The organism is Pseudomonas sp. IT-P2 (genome assembly GCF_949767575.1).
Taxonomy (GTDB): Bacteria; Pseudomonadota; Gammaproteobacteria; order Pseudomonadales; family Pseudomonadaceae; genus Aquipseudomonas; species Aquipseudomonas pharyngis.
Window position 1 is genome coordinate 515,873 of the sequence record NZ_CATKQA010000033.1, and the last position, 18,306, is coordinate 534,178.

At 57.7% G+C, this 18,306-nt stretch carries 12 protein-coding genes and 1 riboswitch; of the genes, 5 read left to right on the forward strand and 7 right to left on the reverse strand.

The genetic code is table 11. The features are described from left to right. Nucleotides 1-12 precede the first annotated feature (12 nt). The 6 genes from uca to ACM6JM_RS18610 form a co-directional block, all read right to left on the reverse strand. A complete protein-coding gene (uca, locus tag ACM6JM_RS18585) occupies nt 13-3,645 on the reverse strand; it encodes an urea carboxylase (protein ID WP_414882318.1) in 3,633 nt (1,210 codons plus the stop codon). A 175-nt stretch (nt 3,646-3,820) separates the two neighbouring features. Continuing rightward, nucleotides 3,821-4,462, reverse strand: coding sequence for an urea amidolyase associated protein UAAP2 (locus ACM6JM_RS18590; RefSeq protein ID WP_201819592.1), 642 nt, complete (start codon nt 4,460-4,462; stop codon nt 3,821-3,823). Nucleotides 4,463-4,473: 11 nt separating this feature from the next. Beyond that, a complete protein-coding gene (locus tag ACM6JM_RS18595; protein ID WP_074691078.1) occupies nt 4,474-5,199 on the reverse strand; it encodes an urea amidolyase associated protein UAAP1 in 726 nt (241 codons plus the stop codon). Between the two features lie 13 nt (nt 5,200-5,212). Then, nucleotides 5,213-6,001, reverse strand: coding sequence for an ABC transporter ATP-binding protein (locus ACM6JM_RS18600; RefSeq protein ID WP_039772712.1), 789 nt, complete (start codon nt 5,999-6,001; stop codon nt 5,213-5,215). Continuing rightward, nucleotides 5,998-6,813 carry an ABC transporter permease gene (locus ACM6JM_RS18605; RefSeq protein WP_085611623.1) on the reverse strand — a complete coding sequence of 272 codons (816 nt, stop codon included), beginning with the start codon at nt 6,811-6,813 and terminating at the stop codon, nt 5,998-6,000. The genes ACM6JM_RS18600 and ACM6JM_RS18605 overlap by 4 nt, the downstream gene beginning before the upstream one ends. A gap of 18 nt (nt 6,814-6,831) precedes the next feature. Further along, a complete protein-coding gene (locus ACM6JM_RS18610) occupies nt 6,832-7,899 on the reverse strand; it encodes a putative urea ABC transporter substrate-binding protein (protein WP_134334245.1) in 1,068 nt (355 codons plus the stop codon). 63 nt (nt 7,900-7,962) lie between these two features. After that, nucleotides 7,963-8,063: riboswitch (guanidine-I (ykkC/yxkD leader) on the reverse strand. Between the two features lie 283 nt (nt 8,064-8,346). On the opposite strand from ACM6JM_RS18610, the gene ACM6JM_RS18615 reads away from it, so the two are divergent. From ACM6JM_RS18615 to ACM6JM_RS18635, 5 genes are all read left to right on the forward strand, one after another. Continuing rightward, on the forward strand, nt 8,347-8,610 hold the full coding sequence (locus ACM6JM_RS18615) for a hypothetical protein (protein ID WP_064383076.1): 264 nt from the start codon (nt 8,347-8,349) through the stop codon (nt 8,608-8,610). A 178-nt stretch (nt 8,611-8,788) separates the two neighbouring features. Next, nucleotides 8,789-9,190, forward strand: coding sequence for a hypothetical protein (locus ACM6JM_RS18620; RefSeq protein WP_134334246.1), 402 nt, complete (start codon nt 8,789-8,791; stop codon nt 9,188-9,190). Between the two features lie 203 nt (nt 9,191-9,393). Further along, nucleotides 9,394-10,593 (forward strand): glycosyltransferase family 4 protein, encoded by a 1,200-nt coding sequence (locus ACM6JM_RS18625; RefSeq protein WP_103386820.1) that lies wholly within the window; start codon nt 9,394-9,396, stop codon nt 10,591-10,593. A 46-nt stretch (nt 10,594-10,639) separates the two neighbouring features. Next, a complete protein-coding gene (locus ACM6JM_RS18630; RefSeq protein ID WP_414882319.1) occupies nt 10,640-11,500 on the forward strand; it encodes a hypothetical protein in 861 nt (286 codons plus the stop codon). A 2-nt stretch (nt 11,501-11,502) separates the two neighbouring features. Further along, nucleotides 11,503-17,055 (forward strand): calcium-binding protein, encoded by a 5,553-nt coding sequence (locus tag ACM6JM_RS18635; protein ID WP_414882321.1) that lies wholly within the window; start codon nt 11,503-11,505, stop codon nt 17,053-17,055. Between the two features lie 77 nt (nt 17,056-17,132). Here ACM6JM_RS18635 and ACM6JM_RS18640 read toward each other — a convergent pair whose 3' ends face one another. Further along, on the reverse strand, nt 17,133-18,245 hold the full coding sequence (locus ACM6JM_RS18640; protein ID WP_414882322.1) for an enoyl-CoA hydratase/isomerase family protein: 1,113 nt from the start codon (nt 18,243-18,245) through the stop codon (nt 17,133-17,135). Nucleotides 18,246-18,306 lie beyond the last annotated feature (61 nt).

An 18,306-nucleotide genomic window follows, 5' to 3' on the forward strand; every position in this document is an offset into this window, starting at 1 on the left:
TGGCAAATGGTTTCAGTCGAGTTCCAGCACCACGACCCGTTGTCCGGCACGCACCGCCGATCCCGGCTGCACGCGAATGTCCTGCACCACCCCGGCCATGGGCGCGAGCACGGGGATTTCCATCTTCATCGACTCCAGAATCACCAGCACATCACCGGCCGCCACGCGGCTGCCGACCTCGACCTGCACCTGCCAGAGGTTGCCAGCAATGTGGCTGTCGATACTTTGCTGGCCGCTGGTCAGCGGTGTGTCTTCGCTGCTGTCCGGCACGGCTTCTTCGCTGTCGAAGTGCGCCTGGCCACTGGCGATCCAACGTTCGCGCTCCGCCTGGAAGGCGCCCTGTTGCTGCATCCGGAAAGCGTCGATGCTCTCGGCTTCGCGTTGCAGAAAGGCCTGGTAGTCGGCGAGGTTGAGCTGGCTATGTTCGATGTCGAGATCGAAGCGCCCGAGGGGAAAGTCGCGGCGGATGCGCAGCAGTTCTTCGGCGCTGACCGGGTAGAAGCGGATCTGGTCGAAGAAGCGCAGCAGCCACGGTTTGCCGTCGAACGCGGCGACTTCGCGATAGCGGTTCCACATCTGCAAGGTGCGCCCGACGAACTGGTAACCGCCGGGGCCTTCCATGCCGTAGACGCACATGTAGGCGCCGCCGATGCCCACCGAGTTCTCGGCGGTCCAGGTGCGTGCCGGGTTGTACTTGGTGGTCACCAGCCGATGGCGCGGGTCGAGCGGCGTGGCGACCGGCGCACCGAGGTAGACGTCGCCGAGGCCCATCACCAGATAGCTCGCGTCGAACACCGTGCGTTGCACCTCGTCGAGGTTGGGCAGGTCGTTGATGCGGCGAATGAACTCCAGGTTGCTCGGGCACCACGGCGCGTCCTTGCGCACGGTGGTCATGTATTTCTCAATCGCCAACTGGCAGGCCGGATCGTCCCAGGACAGCGGCAGATGGACGATGCGCGACGGTACTTGCAAGTCCTGGGCGGCGCACACCGCATCCCATTCACCGGCGACGATGCCGAGCAGATCGGCCAGCGGCAATTGTTCGGGCTGGTAGTGGATCTGCAGCGAACGAATGCCCGGTGTCAGGTCGATCACGCCGTGCAGGTTTTTGCCTTCCAGCGCCTGCATCAGGGCATGGGCGCGAAAGCGCAGAACCAGATCCAGTTCCGGCGCGCCGATTTCCAGCAGCAGATGGGTATCGCCGGATACACGCCCCACCAGCCGCTTGTCGTCCTGACCCAACTCCAGAACCACAGGCGAAACCAAGCCCTGTGGGAGCTGGCTTGCCAGCGATGAAGTTGACGCGGTGTCTGCTCGGGCCCCATCGCTGGCAAGCCAGCTCCCACAGGTCTCCCATTTGAGGGCGAGATCGCGTGCGGTCTTGAGATCGACGGGCACGAACTGCACTTTGTCCCCGGCCTTGAGTTGACCCAGTTGCCAGAGATCGGCCTCGATCACCGTCACCGGGCACACGAAACCGCCAAGGCTCGGGCCGTCCGGACCGAGGATTACCGGCATGTCGCCGGTGAAGTCCACGGCGCCGATGGCGTAGGGATTGTCGTGGATGTTCGACGGATGCAGCCCGGCCTCGCCGCCGTCGGCGCGCACCCACTCTGGTTTCGGCCCGATCAGGCGCACGCCGGTGCGGCTGGAGTTGAAATGCACTTCCCATTGCGTGGCGAAGAACGTGTCGATGTAGTGTTCGGTGAAATATTCCGGCGCGCCGTGGGGGCCGTAGATCACCCGGATCCGGCGCACGGCGGGCAATTCGCTGACGTGATGCGGGGCCAGGGTCTGCCCGACGCTGCGGTCGCTCAGTGGGGCCAGGTGCAACACGTCCCCGGCGCGCAGAGCGCGCCCGCCATGACCGCCGAACTGACCGAGGGTGAAGGTGCTTTTGCTCCCCAGATAATCCGGCACCTGCAGGCCGCCGCGCAGGCACAGGTAGCTGCGGGCGCCAGCGTCGAGCAAACTGCCGAGATGTAACTGGCTGCCTGCTTCGATCAACAGCACGGTGTTCATCGGCACCGCTTCGCCGTCGAGGGCCAGCGTCAGCGGCGCCCCCGTCACCGCCACCACCGCGTCGCAATTGAAGCGCAGCAGCGGCCCGTTCATGGTGATTTCCAGTGCCGCCGCGCCTTCGTCATTGCCCAGCAAGCGATTGCCCAGACGCAACGCGCGGCTGTCCATCGGCCCCGAGGGTGGCACGCCGACCGCCCAGTAACCGAGGCGACCGGGGTAGTCCTGGACGCTGGTCTGGGTGCCGGCGCTCAGCACTTCAAAGGTGTTGGCCTGGTACACCAGACCTTCCAGGCAACGGGTCCAGGGCTGACCGCTGGCAAACGGCGTATCGAGCAGAATCTGCCGCAAGTAGTCGCGGTTGGTTTCCACGCCGTACAGCAGGCTGTCGCCGAGGGCCTGATGCAGATCGGCGCGGGCCTGTTCGCGGGTCGGCGCCCAGCTGATGACTTTGGCGATCATCGGATCGAAGTAGGGCGGGATCTCGCAACCGGCCTCGACCCAGGTGTCGATGCGCAGTTGAATGCCGTTGGCCGCAGGAAACTCCACAGCGGTCAACAGCCCCGGACTCGGCTGGAAATCTCGCCCCGGATCCTCCGCATACAGCCGTGCCTGAATCGCGTGGCCTTGCGGTTTCAGGCCTTCAAATAACTCGGCCAGCGGCGGCAAGTCACCGGCCGCCAACTCGACCATCCAGCGCACCAGATCAACGCCCCACACCTGTTCGGTGACGCCGTGTTCGACCTGCAACCGGGTGTTCACTTCCAGAAAATAGAAGCGCTGCGCATCGCTGTCGAAAACGAATTCGACGGTGCCGGCGCTGCGGTAATTCACCGCTTTGGCCAGTTTGATCGCCGCCGCGCACAGCTCATCCGCCATGCTGTCGGGCAGGTTCGGCGCCGGGGTTTCCTCGAGGACTTTCTGGTTGCGTCGCTGCACCGAGCAGTCGCGCACGCCAAGGGCGATCACTTCGCCATGGCCATCGCCGAACACCTGGACTTCCAGATGCCGTGCACGCTGGATGTACTTCTCGATGAACACTCCGGCATCGCTGAAGTTGTTCTGGCCGAGGCGCTTCACCGCCTCGAACGACTCGCTCAGTTCGCTGGCGTTGCGGCACACGCGCATGCCGATGCCACCACCGCCAGCGGTGCTTTTGAGCATCACCGGATAACCGACCTCTGCGCCGGCAATCAGCGCGGCGTCGAGGCTGTCGAGCAGTTCGGTGCCTTCGAGCATCGGCACGCCGTGCTGTTTGGCCAGCGCGCGGGCGGTGTGCTTGAGGCCAAACACCCGCAGCTGTTGCGGAGTCGGGCCGATGAAGGCAATGCCATGGTTTGCGCAGGCTTCGGCGAATGCGGCGTTTTCCGAAAGGAAGCCGTAGCCGGGATGGATCGCTGTGGCGCCAGTGGCTTTGGCGATGGCGAGGATCTTTTCGACGGCCAGATAAGTGCCGGCCGCTGCGCCTTCACCGAGGCTGTGGGCTTCGTCCGCTTGCAGGATGTGCAGGCTGGCGGCATCGGCTTCGGAGTACACCGCGACGCCTTCGACGTGCAGTTCACGCAAGGTGCGCAGAATGCGGCAGGCAATCGCGCCACGGTTGGCAATCAGGACTTTTTCGAACATGGCAAAACCCCCGGAGTCCGCGCAGGGTGCGGGCTCGACTGGGAGGCGGGCCGTCCCGCCGTTTTTGTTCAGGCGCCAGGGTCGTCCCCGACGGCGAAATCACTTCACTTTTTCAGGCACTGGCCCGAGCGCGCCTGGCACAGGGCGAAAAGCCAACGGCGCAGACGGACGAATGTCAGTTCCATACCAGTAGCTCCGCAGGCGTCGGGTTATAGGCGTTGCACGGGTTGTTCAGTTGCGGGCAGTTGGAGATCAGCACGATCACGTCCATCTCGGCGCGCAGGTCGACGTATTTGCCGGGGGCGGAAATGCCGTCCTCGAAGGTCAGGCCGCCGTCGGCGGTCACGGGCACGTTCATGAAGAAATTGATGTTCGGCCCGATGTCACCTTTGCTCAGGCGTCCGTCGTGGACGCAGGCACGCAGGTAGTTGTCGCGGCAGCTGTGCATGTAGCGTTTTTCCAGGGCGTAGCGCACGGTGTTGCTCTCTTGCGCGCAGGCGCCGCCGAGGGTGTCGTGGCGGCCGCAGGTGTCGGCGATGATGGTCAGCATCGGTTTGCCAAGGTTGGAATACAAAACGCTGCCGGTACTCAGGTACACGCTGTTCTGCCGGCGCAAAGTGCGTTGCACGTCGTAGCGCTCGCGGGGATTGGCGAGGCTGTAGAACAGCGTATCGACCGCCTGGTTGCCCTCAAGGTCGAGGATGCGCAGGGTCTGGCCGGCCTTGACCTCCATCAGCCAGGGTTCGCCGGCGGGAATGGTGGCGCGGTACACCGCAGCGTCGGGTTGTTTTTGCGAAGTGGCGATTGCAACTGACATGGCGATGATCCTCAGGCGAACAAACGGTCGGTGTTGATAAAGCCGCGCTCGTTCTCCGGGCGCGAGGTACGGCAGTGCTCGGCGACGCTGGCGTCGGCGTTCATCCAGCTCAGCTTCAGTGGTTTTGGCGCGTAGTCGGGCGACGGGTCCATCGGGTGTTGCAGGGCAGTGAGGACGACGAGGGTGTCCATCGGTGCATACAGCTCGATGTAATCGCCGGCCTTCGAATGGCCTTCGACGAAATGGAAGCGCCCGGCTTCATCGACGTTGACCCGGCTGAACAGGTTGAGGGTCATCAGCAGGTCGGACAGGCCCAGGCCCCACTTGCCCAGTTCCACCAGCAGGTTGTCGGTGCCGTTGCGAAAGAAGCCGTTGCGCAGTTCCTGATAGCGGCCCTGGCCGTATTTTTCCGCGACCTCTTCAGCGCACAGCACACCGCCGAGGCTGTCGCTCCAGCCGCAGGTGTCGGCGGTGATTGCGGCCAGCACGCGGCCCATGTCCGAGTACAGGCAATGGCCGGTGGTGAGCTTGGCGGTGTGTTGGCATTTGAGGCTGTCGGGCAGGTTCAGGCGTTCGGTTTTTTCGTTGGCGTTGAGCAAGGTCAGGCTGACGTTGGCCCCACCGCGCAGGTCGGTCAGACGCAGCAGTTGCCCGCGCTTCAAGACGAAGGAGCGGTGGCCGCCGCCGGGCAGGGTTTCTTCGGCGAAGGGTGGAAACAGTTGGGTCGAATCAGTCATGGGAGCAGTCCTCTCAGGCAATACGAAGCGTGCCGGCCAACGCGGCGGGCAGGGCGTCGACGGCGGCGCGTTGGGCGCGGCGGTCGCTGTTCAAAGGGATGTCGTAGGTGATGCGGGCGCCATAGGCGCCGGGGGCGTGCGGGTCGAGGCGGACCTTGTCGAACACCAGCAGGCGAGTGCCGAGGCTGAAGCCTTCGGACAGGTCGTGGGTGACCATGAACACGGTCAGTTGCGTTTCGCGCCACAGCTCCAGCAGCAGCGCGTGCATGTCCTTGCGAATGCCCGGATCGAGCGCGCCGAACGGTTCGTCGAGCAGCAAAACCCGCGGTTTCATGATCAGCGCCTGGGCGATCGCCAGCCGCTGTTGCATGCCGCCGGACAGTTGCGCCGGGTACTTGTCCAGCGCATGGCCGAGGCCGACTTTGTGCAGCAGCGCCGAGGCTTGTTCGCGGGCGTCCCGTTTGGCGCTGCCGAACAGACGACCGAGCAGTGGCGCCCGGGGCAGTTCGAGGCCGAGGGCGACGTTGTCCAGCACACTCAGATGCGGGAACACCGAGTAGCGCTGGAACACCACGCCACGGCTGGCATCCGGCTCGCGCGCCAGTGGCTGGCCGTCGAGCAGAATCTCGCCGCGACTGGCGGTTTCCTGACCGAGCAGCAGGCGCAGGAAGGTCGACTTGCCGCAGCCCGAAGCACCCACCAGCGTGCAGAACTCGCCCTCATTGACGTTGAGGTTCAAGCCTTCGAGCACCACTTGGTCGGCGTATTGCTGCCAGACGTTTTTCACCGTGATGAAGCTCATTTGGCGGCCCCCTCATACCAGGGAAATGCCCGACGGGTCAGGTATTTGAGGCCCCAATCCATCAGCCAGGCGAGCAGGGTGATCCAGACCACGTACGGCAGGATCACGTCCATCGCCAGGTAACGGCGCACGAGGAAAATCCGGTAGCCCAGACCGTCGGTGGAGGCGATGGCTTCGGCGGCGATCAGGAACAGCCACGCCGAACCGAGCATCAGCCGCAGCGAGATCAGCAGACGCGGCAACAGTTGCGGCAGCACCACACGCAGCATCAATGTCCAGGTCGAGGCGCCGAGGGTCTGGGCCTTGATCAGCAGTTCGACGGGGATGTCCCGGGCGCGCTGTTCCAGATCACGGGCGAGGGCCGGGGTAATTCCGATCACGATCAGCATCACTTTCGACAGCTCGCCGAGGCCGAAGACGATGAACAGGATCGGCAGGATGGCCAGTGGCGGCACCATCGACAGCACCGTCAGCATCGGCGACAACGGTGCGCCGAACAGCGGCAGGGTGCCGGCGGCCATGCCCAGGCATAACCCGGCCAGTGCCGCGATGCCGAGCCCGATGGCCAGGCGTCGCAGGCTCGACGCGGTGTCTTGCCAGAGCAGGTATTCACCGGTGCGGCTGTCGGCGTTGAAGGCCAGGCGTTTCACCGCGTCGGTCATCTGCACCGCACTGGGCAGCAGCTTGTCGTTGGGATTGTCCGCCAGGCGCTCGGCCGAGCCCATGAAATAGGCGAACAGCACCAGGGCGAACGGCAGGATCACCAGCAACAGGCGACTCGGGCGATCCGGGTGGCGATTGATCAGGCGCATGGCCAAATCCTCCGTGGCTTACAGCTTGGCGTCAGCGGCCATCTGCACGTAGGTCGGATCGAAACGCAGCTTGAGGTTGCCGGTATCGCCGCTGGTCACGCCGTTGGCGAACGCCATGCCGACCGCGCTGGTGTCTTTCGCGCCTTCACCGAGCAAACCGTGCTGGAACGAGAACTCGGCGACCCTGCGCATGGTTTCCGGCAGTTGCTTGCTGGTGGCAAACGCCAGGGCTTCTTTCGGTGTGGCGAACAGTTTGGTGGTGTCCAGTTGCGCCTGGAATCCGGCCAGGTCGGTGCCCGAAGCTTTGGCCATGTGCTCAAGTGCGGCTTTGCCGGCGGCATTTTTGGCGTTCATCAAGTCGACCACTTCGAACCACGCGCCGGTCAGCGCCTTGCCCAGGGCCGGGTTGTCTTTGAGGGTGGCGCTGTTGACCACCATCATGTCCATGATTTCGCCGGGGATCTGGCTGGAGTTGAAGACTTCGGTCACACCGGGTTTGGCCTTGATGTCCGAGAGCATCGGGTTCCAGGTGGTAACGGCGTTGACCTGCTCGGTGTTGAAGGCGGCGGAAATGTCGGCGTCGGAGGTGTTGACCACTTTCAGGTCTTTTTCGGTCAGGTCGACCGAGTCCAGCGCGCGGGCCAGCAGGTAGTGGGAAACCGACAGCTCGACCAGATTGACGTCCATGCCCTTGAGGTCGGCGACTTTCTTGCCGTCGCCCTTGAGGACGATGCCGTCATTGCCGTTGGAGAAATCGCTGACGATCAGCGCGGTGCTGTCGACGCCGCCGGCGGCCGGAATGGTGAGGGCATCCATGTTGGTCATGGTGCAGCCATCGAACTGGCCGGCGGTGTACTGGTTGATCGACTCGACGTAATCGTTGAGTTGCACGACATCAATCTTGATCCCGTACTTCTTCGCCCATTTGTCGACGATGCCCTGGCTGCCGGCGTATTCCCATGGCATCCAGCCGGCGTAGATCGTCCAGCAGACACTGAAGTGGTCTTTCTGCGCGGCGGGGGATTGAGTGCTGATAAACGCGGCGAACGCGGCGGCGAGCAGGGCGGGCAAACGTAGTCGGGACATGGTGGCTTCTCCAGTTGATCGAGGGCGGACAGGAAGGCAACGCGGCACCGCGAACGGTGGCTTGTCTCCCGGGCTTTTGTCCCGCCGTGTAACCTCAACTGGAGGTCGCCAACTCTCGGACCAGCCACTCGCAGATGCGAGCCGGAACCCTAGTCAGCCATTGCAAATTGTGGTGCCGCGAACCTGTGATGACTCCTGCACGGGTTTGTTAAAGCGAGAGGCGTGCCAAGTCGGGACGGGCCCTCTGTTACGGGCTTTCGTGACGTTGCGGCGGATGGCAAACGCCTGTGGGTGCTTTGTGTTGGTGCGCGGTTGCACCGTCATGCAGCGTCCGCTGCCGCTGATCCGATGCCCGAGAGGGTTGGGCACTCGCTGCCGGTCAGCCAGTCAAATCTGATGTCAGCCGGTCTGTGCCGACTGCTGTCACAGGTCTTTCAGGAGGCCGCCATGCGTATTTCAAAATTGCTGCGTCGGGTGCTGCTGGGAGCAGTGCTCGGTCTAGGGCTGTCCGGCTGTTACTACTACGCCGGCGGTTACGATGTTTACTCCACGCCCTACTACTATCCCGGCTATTACTCGCCCTATTACTACGGTGGATATTACGGTCCGCGTTACTACGGTGGCGCTCGCTATTACTACGGCGGCCATGGCTATCGCGGCGGCTACGGACGGGGTTATCACGGCGGCGGATACCACGGTGGGCACCACTAATCAGCGGCTGAATGACGGCGTTTCTGTATGAACAAGGTTTCATCAATCACTTGTTTCAAGTTGTTGCAGAAACGCACCGGATGCCGAAATCGCTGTCAGATATTTCGTCAGTCGCCGAATGAAAGACTGACGCCTGCCAGCGTCGCTGGTGTGGCTACCCGCGGTCCAGGAGGCCGCCATGTATCGCCGAATTCTTCTGTTTACCGTGATGCTTTTTTCCCTTGGCGGATGCGTCCCTTATTCCTACGGAGATGGCTACTACAGCTCAGAGGTCTACACATCGCAGGCACCTTCGTATTACACCGGTGGCACTTATTACACCGGCGGCAGCACGTACTACTCGGCGCCGCGCTACTACCAGCCAGCGCCACGTTATTACCAACCGGCTCCACGCTATTACTCGGCGCCTCGCTACTACCAACCGGCCCCGCGCTACTACGAGAACCGTCGCTGGCACGGTCATGATCGCGGACGTTGGGATGACCACCGTCGCGGTGGCTGGGATGACCGCCGGGGTCGTGGCAACTACGACCGTCACAGTGGACGTGGCGACTACAACCGACACGGCAACCGCTGGTAACCCCCCGCAAAAAAGCGGCGCATTGAGCGCCGCTTTTTTTGTGCCTGTTTTTTATGTGGGTGTGGATTGCACCATCTCCTAGGAGGTTCTCGGAACCCTCCTACAGTTTTATTTCTGACCATTTGTTAGCGTTTGTATGCACATGTTGACGTTGAAAAACTTCAATTTCATGGATGTGTATAAGCGCGGGTTATTGCTCAGATATGAATCTTCTTATCATTCATCAGAATTTTCCCGGTCAATTTCGTCATGTGGCGTTGGAAGCATTGCGCAGGTGTCTTGGCGTCATTGCAATTGGACGCGATACAGCGCCAGGTATTGCCGGGATAAAGTTATTTCGATATCGACCATCAAGGAAGATGACTAATGGCGCTCATGACTATTTGCATAAATATGAAGAAGCTGTTTCGGACGGGCAACAAGTTCAACGAATACTGAAGAGGATCAGTCAGGCAGGCTTTTGGCCTGATGTAGTTCTCGCTCATCCTGGGTGGGGTGAATCGCTATTCGTCAAAGATGTTTACCCCGATGTGCCGCTAGTTCATTTCTGTGAGTACTATTACCGAGCGCACGGGGCCGACTCTGGTTTTGATCCTGAATTTCCCTGTGCGATGGACGCGACTTCAAGGCTTAGAGTCTTGAATTCGATGCATCTCCTGAATGTTGAACAGTGTGATGCCGGGATTGCACCTACACAATGGCAGCGCGGTCTTTTTCCTAATACATATCAGTCTAAAATCCGCGTCATTCACGAAGGCATTGTTCAATTTGCCGAATCAGAAAAGGTCGAATCTGTAACGCTGCCGAGTGGGCGCGTGATAAGAGCAGGTCAGCCTATCTTGACTTATGTCGCCAGAAACCTGGAACCTTACCGAGGCTTTCATAGTTTTATGAGATCCATTCCCTATATTCAGGAAAAGTGCCCGAGCGCGCAGGTCATTGTAGTGGGTGGGGATGATGTCAGTTATGGGCGGATGCCCATTGGATACCCGAACTGGCGAAGCAAGATGGTCGCCGAGGTGGATGTTGATATTTCCAATGTTCACTTTGTTGGGAAGTTGCCTTATCAAACATACAGGTCGGTTCTGAGTCTTTCAAAGGCTCACGTGTATTTGACATATCCGTTTGTTTTGTCTTGGTCTCTGTTGGAAGCAATGGCATCTGGCTGTGTTGTCGTAGGTTCAAATACCGCTCCCGTGCAGGAAGTTATCGAAGATGGAATCAGCGGGATACTTGTTGATTTTTTTGACGCTGAAGAAATCGCCACGGCAGTGTGCAGGGTTTTAACGTCTTTCGCTGGTTTTGAGTCTATGAAGGATGCGGCGAGGTTGAAGGCAAGCGAATTCGATGTGGTTAAAGGAGTAAGCGGTTACTTTGGAGTGTTTAAGGAGTTGATGAGGTGAGTTGTTTCAAGTGATGTGATTGGTCATTTTAAAATGGAGATTTGAAATGCTTAAGATGTCTCGCAAGGAAGTTTTTCGCCAGTGCAGAAGGGGAGTTAAATATGGCGTGTTATTAGCGATCTGTTATTGGGTCGTTGATTTCTGTATTCGATGGGAGGAGGCCGCAGTAGCGCGCGAGATTTATCAGAAGAAACAAGGGGCGTGCAGCAGGAAGCTGGCGGGTATGGAGCAGGTCCCGATACTTGGCGGCAGCCTGCTGGACCGGACAAAGATTCCCGGATTCCATTTTGGATCGACATTAAGGAGCGACGGCTCCTGTATTGCCGATCTTCTTTCAGGGTCATTCTGGTGGACGGGAAAAGAACTGTTTCCGGAATATGAAGCTCACGGGGTAGAACCACCCATTAGTTGGACGTATTACAATGTTTCCGCCAGACTTTACACCAGAAGGGATACCACGGAGCCGCATAATATGGGCGGACGGCATGTGGATTGGCCGGATGATCTGGTTGTAAAACTGAAGAACTATCCAGGCCTTGAACTTTGGCTTACCGCGCCACCACCCAGTATCAAAAATGAATTCTCTGTTGTAACTTTTGTTATGCAGGACTGGCGCCGGCGTGATGGAACGCCACGGAGGATAAATTGTAATGGTTTGAATTCGCCAGAATCTAAAGCTTCGGCCAGTGGTTTGAGTAAAACATATCTTTTGAAAATGAATAAGGAGCAGTTGGAGAATTTGGAGTTTGGGAGTTTACGTACGTATTGTACGGTCGAGTTGCACCATTTCGACTTTGCAGGTGGGGATGCTCGCATACATTTGGGTACCGAGGGCTTGCGGGGTGCTCCAGAAGCGCTTAAGGCTGTCAGCGACTATCTTTCACATTCAATTATTACAGGGAAGTGAATATGAGCTATATATTCAGTGATTTGGAAAAGTCGGAAATTTTGCAGGCTGCAAATATTTGTGAGGGAATGAAATTCAATGTCGAGGAGGAAAAGTATATTGCGATGGCAGTGGAGGGGCGAAGCTGTGCTGTACTTTATCGCACATTGTCGAATATTTTGGGTGAGAAATTTTTAGACGGTTCTGCGTTCGATGAGAACGTAATGGGAATTTTTAAAGATGCCAAACTCTGGCTCGATGTAGCAATTGATGCAAATGGCGGGGTGGGCGCTTACTCTGCGTTGATCCGAGCCTACACCCTGCGGCAGGGGGAATTGAGGTTAAATAAAAAAATCAGCGATTCGAAGATGCAAGAGTCATCTAATCAGGTGGCTGTCAATCTCATGAATACGTTGATAAAAGGCTCCGTTGAACATGATTTGGCTCCATGGACTGTGCCCTCCATAAGCCAAATTGCAGAAATCGATGCGAGCGCGATTGGTGAAGTACTATTTCGTGATGATATTGGCAACGTTGATACAGCGACCCGTCATAACGCCGGATGGTCTGGAACAATCGGCTTCAGCCTGTTGGGTGGAGAAAAACCATATGAAACTTGGAGGTTGATCTCCGCCGGTGATCCGGACTCCCACATCAAAGGTAATCATGATCTTGCTAAGGTCAATAGGCTGGACGATCTAAAGAATATTCTGTTTGCCGTGGACTCATACAGTGTTGCATTGCACGCTGTGATCAAGAATTTCGGACTGAATATCGTCGAGAGCCTGTTTTCAGTCCTGCCCGAACAGATAAACATCGCTCTTGCCAGTGGCAGCATTAATCCGCTGATTCAGCATGTGGTGAAAGGTACGCCCATCTCACCAATTGTCAGCCTGATATTGCGATATAACCTGAATGATTTCTTTGACATGCTCAGGCGAACCTACGACGGAAACTCGGCCGCCACGCCTACCACCGATGAAACCTTCGCCTCCAACGCCTACACCTTTTTCTCCGCACTTTCTCCGTCTCAATCGCAAAGCATCGTTACCAGTACCATTGGCGAGTATGGCAGTGCCAAGGACTGGGCAACGTTGGCCAGTCAGGCAACGCCCATCGGCGCCGCGTTACGCAATTCCCTCAAGCAACTAAGCGAAATCGTGATTGAGCGGGCCGACTGTTTTTCCGGACGCGAACTGGAGCTTTACGATCCCGAAACGGGGGAGGGTTTCATCACTGAGCAGTGGCTTGCTGATCGCTCGGAAATGCTGGCCCGGCTGATTTCCCGAACCAATGGATCGTTCGGTCGAAATACTGTCCAGACCTTTTCCTATTCGGATTTGGCTTCGGGCAAACAGGCCCCGATGACCACAGGCGTCTCAAACCCTCTGGTCATGTTTGGTGATGACGGCGGTCGATCATTTGGTGGCGGAACGAATACCGATCATCTTTACGGCGGTGGCGGCAACGATTCAATCAGCGGACTTTCCGGTAATGATTTTATCCAGGGGGCTCGCGGCAATGACTCTTTAACAGGCGGCGATGGCAATGATGTGTTGTACGGTATGGCCGGTGATGATGTGTTGGTGGGTGGCAAGGGTAACGACTTCCTGACTGGCGGGCCGGGTAACGATCGGTATGAGTTCTCCACCGGAGATGGAATAGACGAAATTTTTGATGCGGACGTTGGGGGCGGGTTGTTGATAAATGGACTTCCGATCCCACCTCTCGAACGCAGTGATCCGCTCAGCAATATCTGGCTTACGGAAGATCGAGCCATCAGCTTGACGCTCATTGAAGATCTGGCTGAAAACACGCTGAACATTAAATACGGACTGAGTGATCTCATCGTCGTAAAGAACTTCAAGCCGGGGATGCTCGGCATTGATCTTCCTGATTACCAGAGCCAGACGTTCCCCGCTCCCGATCTGGTCCTTCAAGGCGACTGGAAAGTCAAAGATTCCGACCCGAATGTTCGTGGGGATCAGCCTTCCTATGATGAGTTGGGTAACGCCAAGCTTTTGCCCAATATTAAACAGAGAAACAAAGCCGACTTGCTTTACGGATCACCGAAAGACGACCTGATCGTTGGTCTTGGCGGGTCTGATCGATTGTTCGGCAAAGAAGGCAACGATCGTTTGTTCGGCGACAAGCAGTCGTCTCTTGAAAAAGCCTTTGCCGATGCAACAAAAGGAAAGGCCAGCCGCGGCGACTGGCTGGATGGTGGGCAGGGTGATGATTTGCTTGTGGGCACTGCCTCGCGAGATGTGCTGCTCGGTGGCAATGGTCAAGACACGCTGATTGGCGGAGCAGGTGATGACAATTTATCCGGTGATGAAGCAACGGGCGCACATGAGCAAAATTGGGAATACAAGCAGATCAACGTTCAAATCCCCGGTGGAGTCACTAGCTTTCGTACCGTCTTCGAGAACTCCTCTTTGAACCAACCCTTGGAGGGAGGCAATGACGTTCTCTATGGCCAAGGGGGCCGGGACTTTATCAATGGAGGCTGGGGAGATGATCTGCTTGACGGCGGAGGTGAAGACGACACGTTGGCCGGGGAGGGAGGTAATGACACGCTGGCTGGCGGGAGTGGCAATGACACATTGTTTGGAGACAACCTCGATTGGGGTGGCGGTCTCCACGGCATCCATCATGGCAACGATTTTTTGCAGGGCGGCGATGGCGATGACGCTCTAGCCGGCAACGGTGGTAACGACGTGCTGTACGGTGGCGCTGGCAATGATGTTCTGAGCGGAGATGACAGCGTACTGCAAGGAATTTCGGGTGATGCGGCGCATTTTTTCGGGAGTGATTTTCTGGATGGCGGCGCGGGGGACGATACCCTCTGGGGCGGAGGTGCAGATGACTTACTTTTCGGTGGCAGCGGTAACGACGAATTGGTTGGTGATTACCATGAGCACCCAATTCGTTACCACGGTGATGATTATCTCGATGGCGGTGCGGGTGACGACACACTCCGTGGGTTGGGTGGCTCCGACACACTGGTAGGCGGATCAGGTGCAGATGCTCTGGATGGCGATGAGCCCAACTTGAAAGCGGGAGGAACCAACGATGACCACATTCAAGGTAATTCAGGAAACGATACGCTCTGGGGTGGTTTGGGCGCCGATACGCTCTTGGGCGGTGCCGATGATGACTTTTTGGTGGGGGACTACGAGCTAACATCCGAAGCAGAACATGGCGCCGATTATCTTGACGGCGGCTCAGGCAACGACACTTTGCTGGGCAGTGGTGGAAACGACACGCTGGTTGGCGGGGAGGGAGTCGATTATTTGCGCGGCGGCCCTGGCGATAACGTGTTTGAGGGTGGCGCCGGCAACGATTATCTGGAAGGGATGCAGGGCAACGATGTTTTCTACTTCGGAGTAGGCGATGGACTGGATGTTGTTACCGATACAGGTGGCAACAATGTCGTAAGTTTTGGTGATGGATTTTCTGCGGAGAACTTGCAGGCCAAGATCGTCAATCTTGATGTGGGCACGGCGTTGCGGCTGTCGAATGGTATTGGTGACGCGCTTCTGATTCTTCACCATGAAAAGTGGGCAGGTTCTACGTTCAGGTTAAGCGACGGCGTGATCCTGAATTTCCAGGATGTAATCAAATTAACGGTGCAACCGGTAGATGTAAGAGATCCGTCCGCGACAATTGCTACGGTGCCCGATGCCGGAAAAATGCAGGACATTGAGAGCGAAGCAGTCGTCCAGACACTGCCCGATGACTTAGCCGCTTCTACTGAGAGGGAAGGTAGTGAAACCAGTCGTCACATCGACTGGGATAGCCTTTTTCTTTCGGAACTGAAAGCAAAGCGCTCAGCGGACAGGCAGGCATCAGGATTTGCACTGAACGATCAGGGTGTTTGGGTTAGAAGTCATATTGCTACCGACGAAAGTGGTTATGCCATCAGCGCCGAATTGATCCATGAGGACGTTGAAGCCGGGGTCTTTTCCAAGACACCTGAGTGGATGGGAGCGATTGCCGCTGACGCCGTGGTGACTGAAAGGCAGTCAATTTCTGCAACGAAAACCACGTTCAAGTTTGTAAAAGCTGAAACTGCGCAATTACCGAAACAAAAGCCAAAATATTACCCGTCTGGCTCCAGTTATTCGGGGTTCTCGTTCAACGTGGGTGATGCTGTAGTCGAAGATATAGACCACTCGGGCGCCATTAAGGGGTGGTACGTGTACCCCGCTGGCAGTTTTGAAAATCATGAAACTGTTCGTAAAGCGTTTCGCTGGAGCTCTACTACCCAAACGATCAAGCATAAAGTTGTTCATGGTAATGACGCTGGCGGCAGGGTAAATCTCGAAGTGGGAAATCTCTTTCATGGCGGTGCAGGAGATGACTTGGTGGTTACCTATGCTGATTCAGTGCTTGAGTACGGCGGAGTGAACGACAGGATCCCGGGTGCATTTTTATCGGCTGGCGCAGGCAACGACACGCTGCTCGGCTCTGCGGGAGCCGATTATTTGATCAGTGGGCCTGGAGAAGATTGGCTTTACGGCGAAAACGGTCCCGACACTTACATAGTTGAAGCGCATGATGGCGCAACCACCATTATTGCCGACGTGCTTAACCCTGTTTTTTTGCGTCCCGAGGTTGGAGTCTCTGGGTGGCATGAAGAGTTTGCGGGGCTTGATGTTGATACAGTCGTTCTTCCGGAAGAGGCGAAACCAGATAAGTTGAAGCTAACCTGGGGCGCTGTGTTGGTTGAGACGGTAAATATTGAACTCTCACCGGCCCCACTGCGTGGCGCTCATCGTCAACCGCCTCGAGCCAAGATGCTGTACACCACACTCGATATTGAATGGGGCGGAACTCAAAAAGTACGAATCGTTTTGCCCAATCCGAACGATCTCAGTGGTTCCGGAATTGAAAGGGTGAGGTTTGCTGATGGCTCGAGCATCAATTTTAAAGACGTCGTTAGCCGCTTAGGCATTGCCCCCGATACTTATCATCATGGCATCACCGTTCAGTACGCTACTCAGGTTAAGTCTTTTCGAGACAACCGTTTTCTACCGCTCGTGGGCGGTCGCGGTAATGACACCCTCAGCGGCGCTGGTGAAATAAGAGGGATGCAAGGAGATGATCTGCTCGGCGGTGGTTCAGGCGATGACGTGCTTTACGGTGGGCCGGGCAATGACACCTTGTCCGGTGGCGGGGGCAATGATGTTTATAAATATGATGGTCTCGGACGAGATCTGGTAGTCAATGCCGGTGGCGGAACCGACGGTATAGACTTTTCGGAGGTCGGACTGTCGATTGATCAACTCAAGTTTCACCGTGAACGGGATGATCTCGTCATCGTAGTGAGTTATGGCATGTCTCCAAAGATACGTGTCTCCGAACACTTTTCAGGAGACGATGCCGCTATCAGCTTCATCAGCGTTCAAGGAGAAGAGGGCGCTGTTAAAAGTTACACGGCGAACCAACTCGCTGAGCTTTTGCACCCTCTACCTCCGTTACGGGACGTAGAGGACATCTTGCCGAGAAATGATGAGGAGGCGTTGCGGGCAATGAAGGAAATAATCGCGTTTTACGAGTTGAATGTTTGATCGCAGATAGTTTCGCAACGGGCTCAAACTTCCCGCGACAGAGCTTAGGAGACTGCCATCGCGGGCAATGATCGGTTTTAGTATTGCGACAGATCCGCCAGCGGATGCCGCCCCTCCCACACCTTATGAAAGTGCGCCTCGACCACCGCGTCCGGCACCCGGGCGATGTCCGGCCAGTGCCAGTGCGGTTTGTGATCCTTGTCGATCAGTCGCGCCCGGACACCTTCGCTGAATTCCGGATGCCGGCAGCAATTGAGGCTCAGGGTGTATTCCATCTGAAAGACTTCGGCCAGCGACATGTGGCGGGCGCGGATGATCTGTTCCCAGACCAGATGCGCGGTAAGCGGCGAACCTTCACTCATGGTTTTCGCGGCACGGGCAATCAACAGATCGCTGCTGTCGCGATGCAGGCTGATGGCTTTCCAGGCGCAGGTCACGTCGCTGACATCCAGCCATTCATCGATCTGCTGCCGACGCGGCAGCCATTGCGCCTCGGGCATCTGCGCCACGGCTTCCTGCTGCAGCGCCTTGAGCAGGCTGTTGAGCTGCATGGCGGTCTGTTCCTGCCAGTTCAACTGCAACAGGCCGTCGATCAGTTCCTGCTGCTGTTCGTCGAGCAGGAAGCGGTCGGCCAGGTCCAGATCGATCGCATCGCGACCGTTCATGTGCGCGCCGGTCAAGCCAAGGAACAAACCGAGCTTGCCCGGCAGCCGCGACAGAAACCAACTGGCGCCGACATCCGGGTACAGGCCGATGCTGATTTCCGGCATTGCCAGACGACTGCTCGGCGTGACGATCCGGATGCTCGCGCCTTGCAAGAGGCCCATGCCACCGCCCAGCACATATCCGTGTCCCCAGCAGATCACCGGTTTCGGATAGGTATGCAGGCTGTAGTCCAGGTGGTATTCAGCGTTGAAAAACTGGGCGGCCAGCGGCGGCACCTCACCGGGATGGGCCCGGCAGGCTTCCACCAGGCTGCGGACTTCGCCGCCGGCGCAGAACGCCTTGGCGCCGTTGCCGCGCATTAGCACGCAGACGATTTGCGGATCCTTTGCCCAGGCGTTCAGTCTGTCGCTCAGGGCGTGGATCATCGGCAGGGACAGCGCATTGAGCGACTTTTCGGCATCCAGCGTGGCCACGCCGATGCGCGCGCCGTCGGTGCCGGTGAGTTCTTCGAAGTGCAGATTCATCGTGACCTCGATCGGGAATTTGAACGATCAGTATGATCGCTGTGTGGGAAAGTGCCGGATC

Excerpts from the sequence above, each read along its gene's own strand:
- uca (WP_414882318.1), bottom strand. The coding sequence starts at position 3,645 with ATGTTCGAAAAAGTCCTGATTGCCAACCGTGGCGCGATTGCCTGCCGC.
- ACM6JM_RS18590 (WP_201819592.1), bottom strand. The coding sequence starts at position 4,462 with ATGTCAGTTGCAATCGCCACTTCGCAAAAACAACCCGACGCTGCGGTG.
- ACM6JM_RS18595 (WP_074691078.1), bottom strand. The coding sequence starts at position 5,199 with ATGACTGATTCGACCCAACTGTTTCCACCCTTCGCCGAAGAAACCCTG.
- ACM6JM_RS18600 (WP_039772712.1), bottom strand. The coding sequence starts at position 6,001 with ATGAGCTTCATCACGGTGAAAAACGTCTGGCAGCAATACGCCGACCAA.
- ACM6JM_RS18605 (WP_085611623.1), bottom strand. The coding sequence starts at position 6,813 with ATGCGCCTGATCAATCGCCACCCGGATCGCCCGAGTCGCCTGTTGCTG.
- ACM6JM_RS18610 (WP_134334245.1), bottom strand. The coding sequence starts at position 7,899 with ATGTCCCGACTACGTTTGCCCGCCCTGCTCGCCGCCGCGTTCGCCGCG.
- ACM6JM_RS18615 (WP_064383076.1), top strand. The coding sequence starts at position 8,347 with ATGCGTATTTCAAAATTGCTGCGTCGGGTGCTGCTGGGAGCAGTGCTC.
- ACM6JM_RS18620 (WP_134334246.1), top strand. The coding sequence starts at position 8,789 with ATGTATCGCCGAATTCTTCTGTTTACCGTGATGCTTTTTTCCCTTGGC.
- ACM6JM_RS18625 (WP_103386820.1), top strand. The coding sequence starts at position 9,394 with ATGAATCTTCTTATCATTCATCAGAATTTTCCCGGTCAATTTCGTCAT.
- ACM6JM_RS18630 (WP_414882319.1), top strand. The coding sequence starts at position 10,640 with ATGCTTAAGATGTCTCGCAAGGAAGTTTTTCGCCAGTGCAGAAGGGGA.
- ACM6JM_RS18635 (WP_414882321.1), top strand. The coding sequence starts at position 11,503 with ATGAGCTATATATTCAGTGATTTGGAAAAGTCGGAAATTTTGCAGGCT.
- ACM6JM_RS18640 (WP_414882322.1), bottom strand. The coding sequence starts at position 18,245 with ATGAATCTGCACTTCGAAGAACTCACCGGCACCGACGGCGCGCGCATC.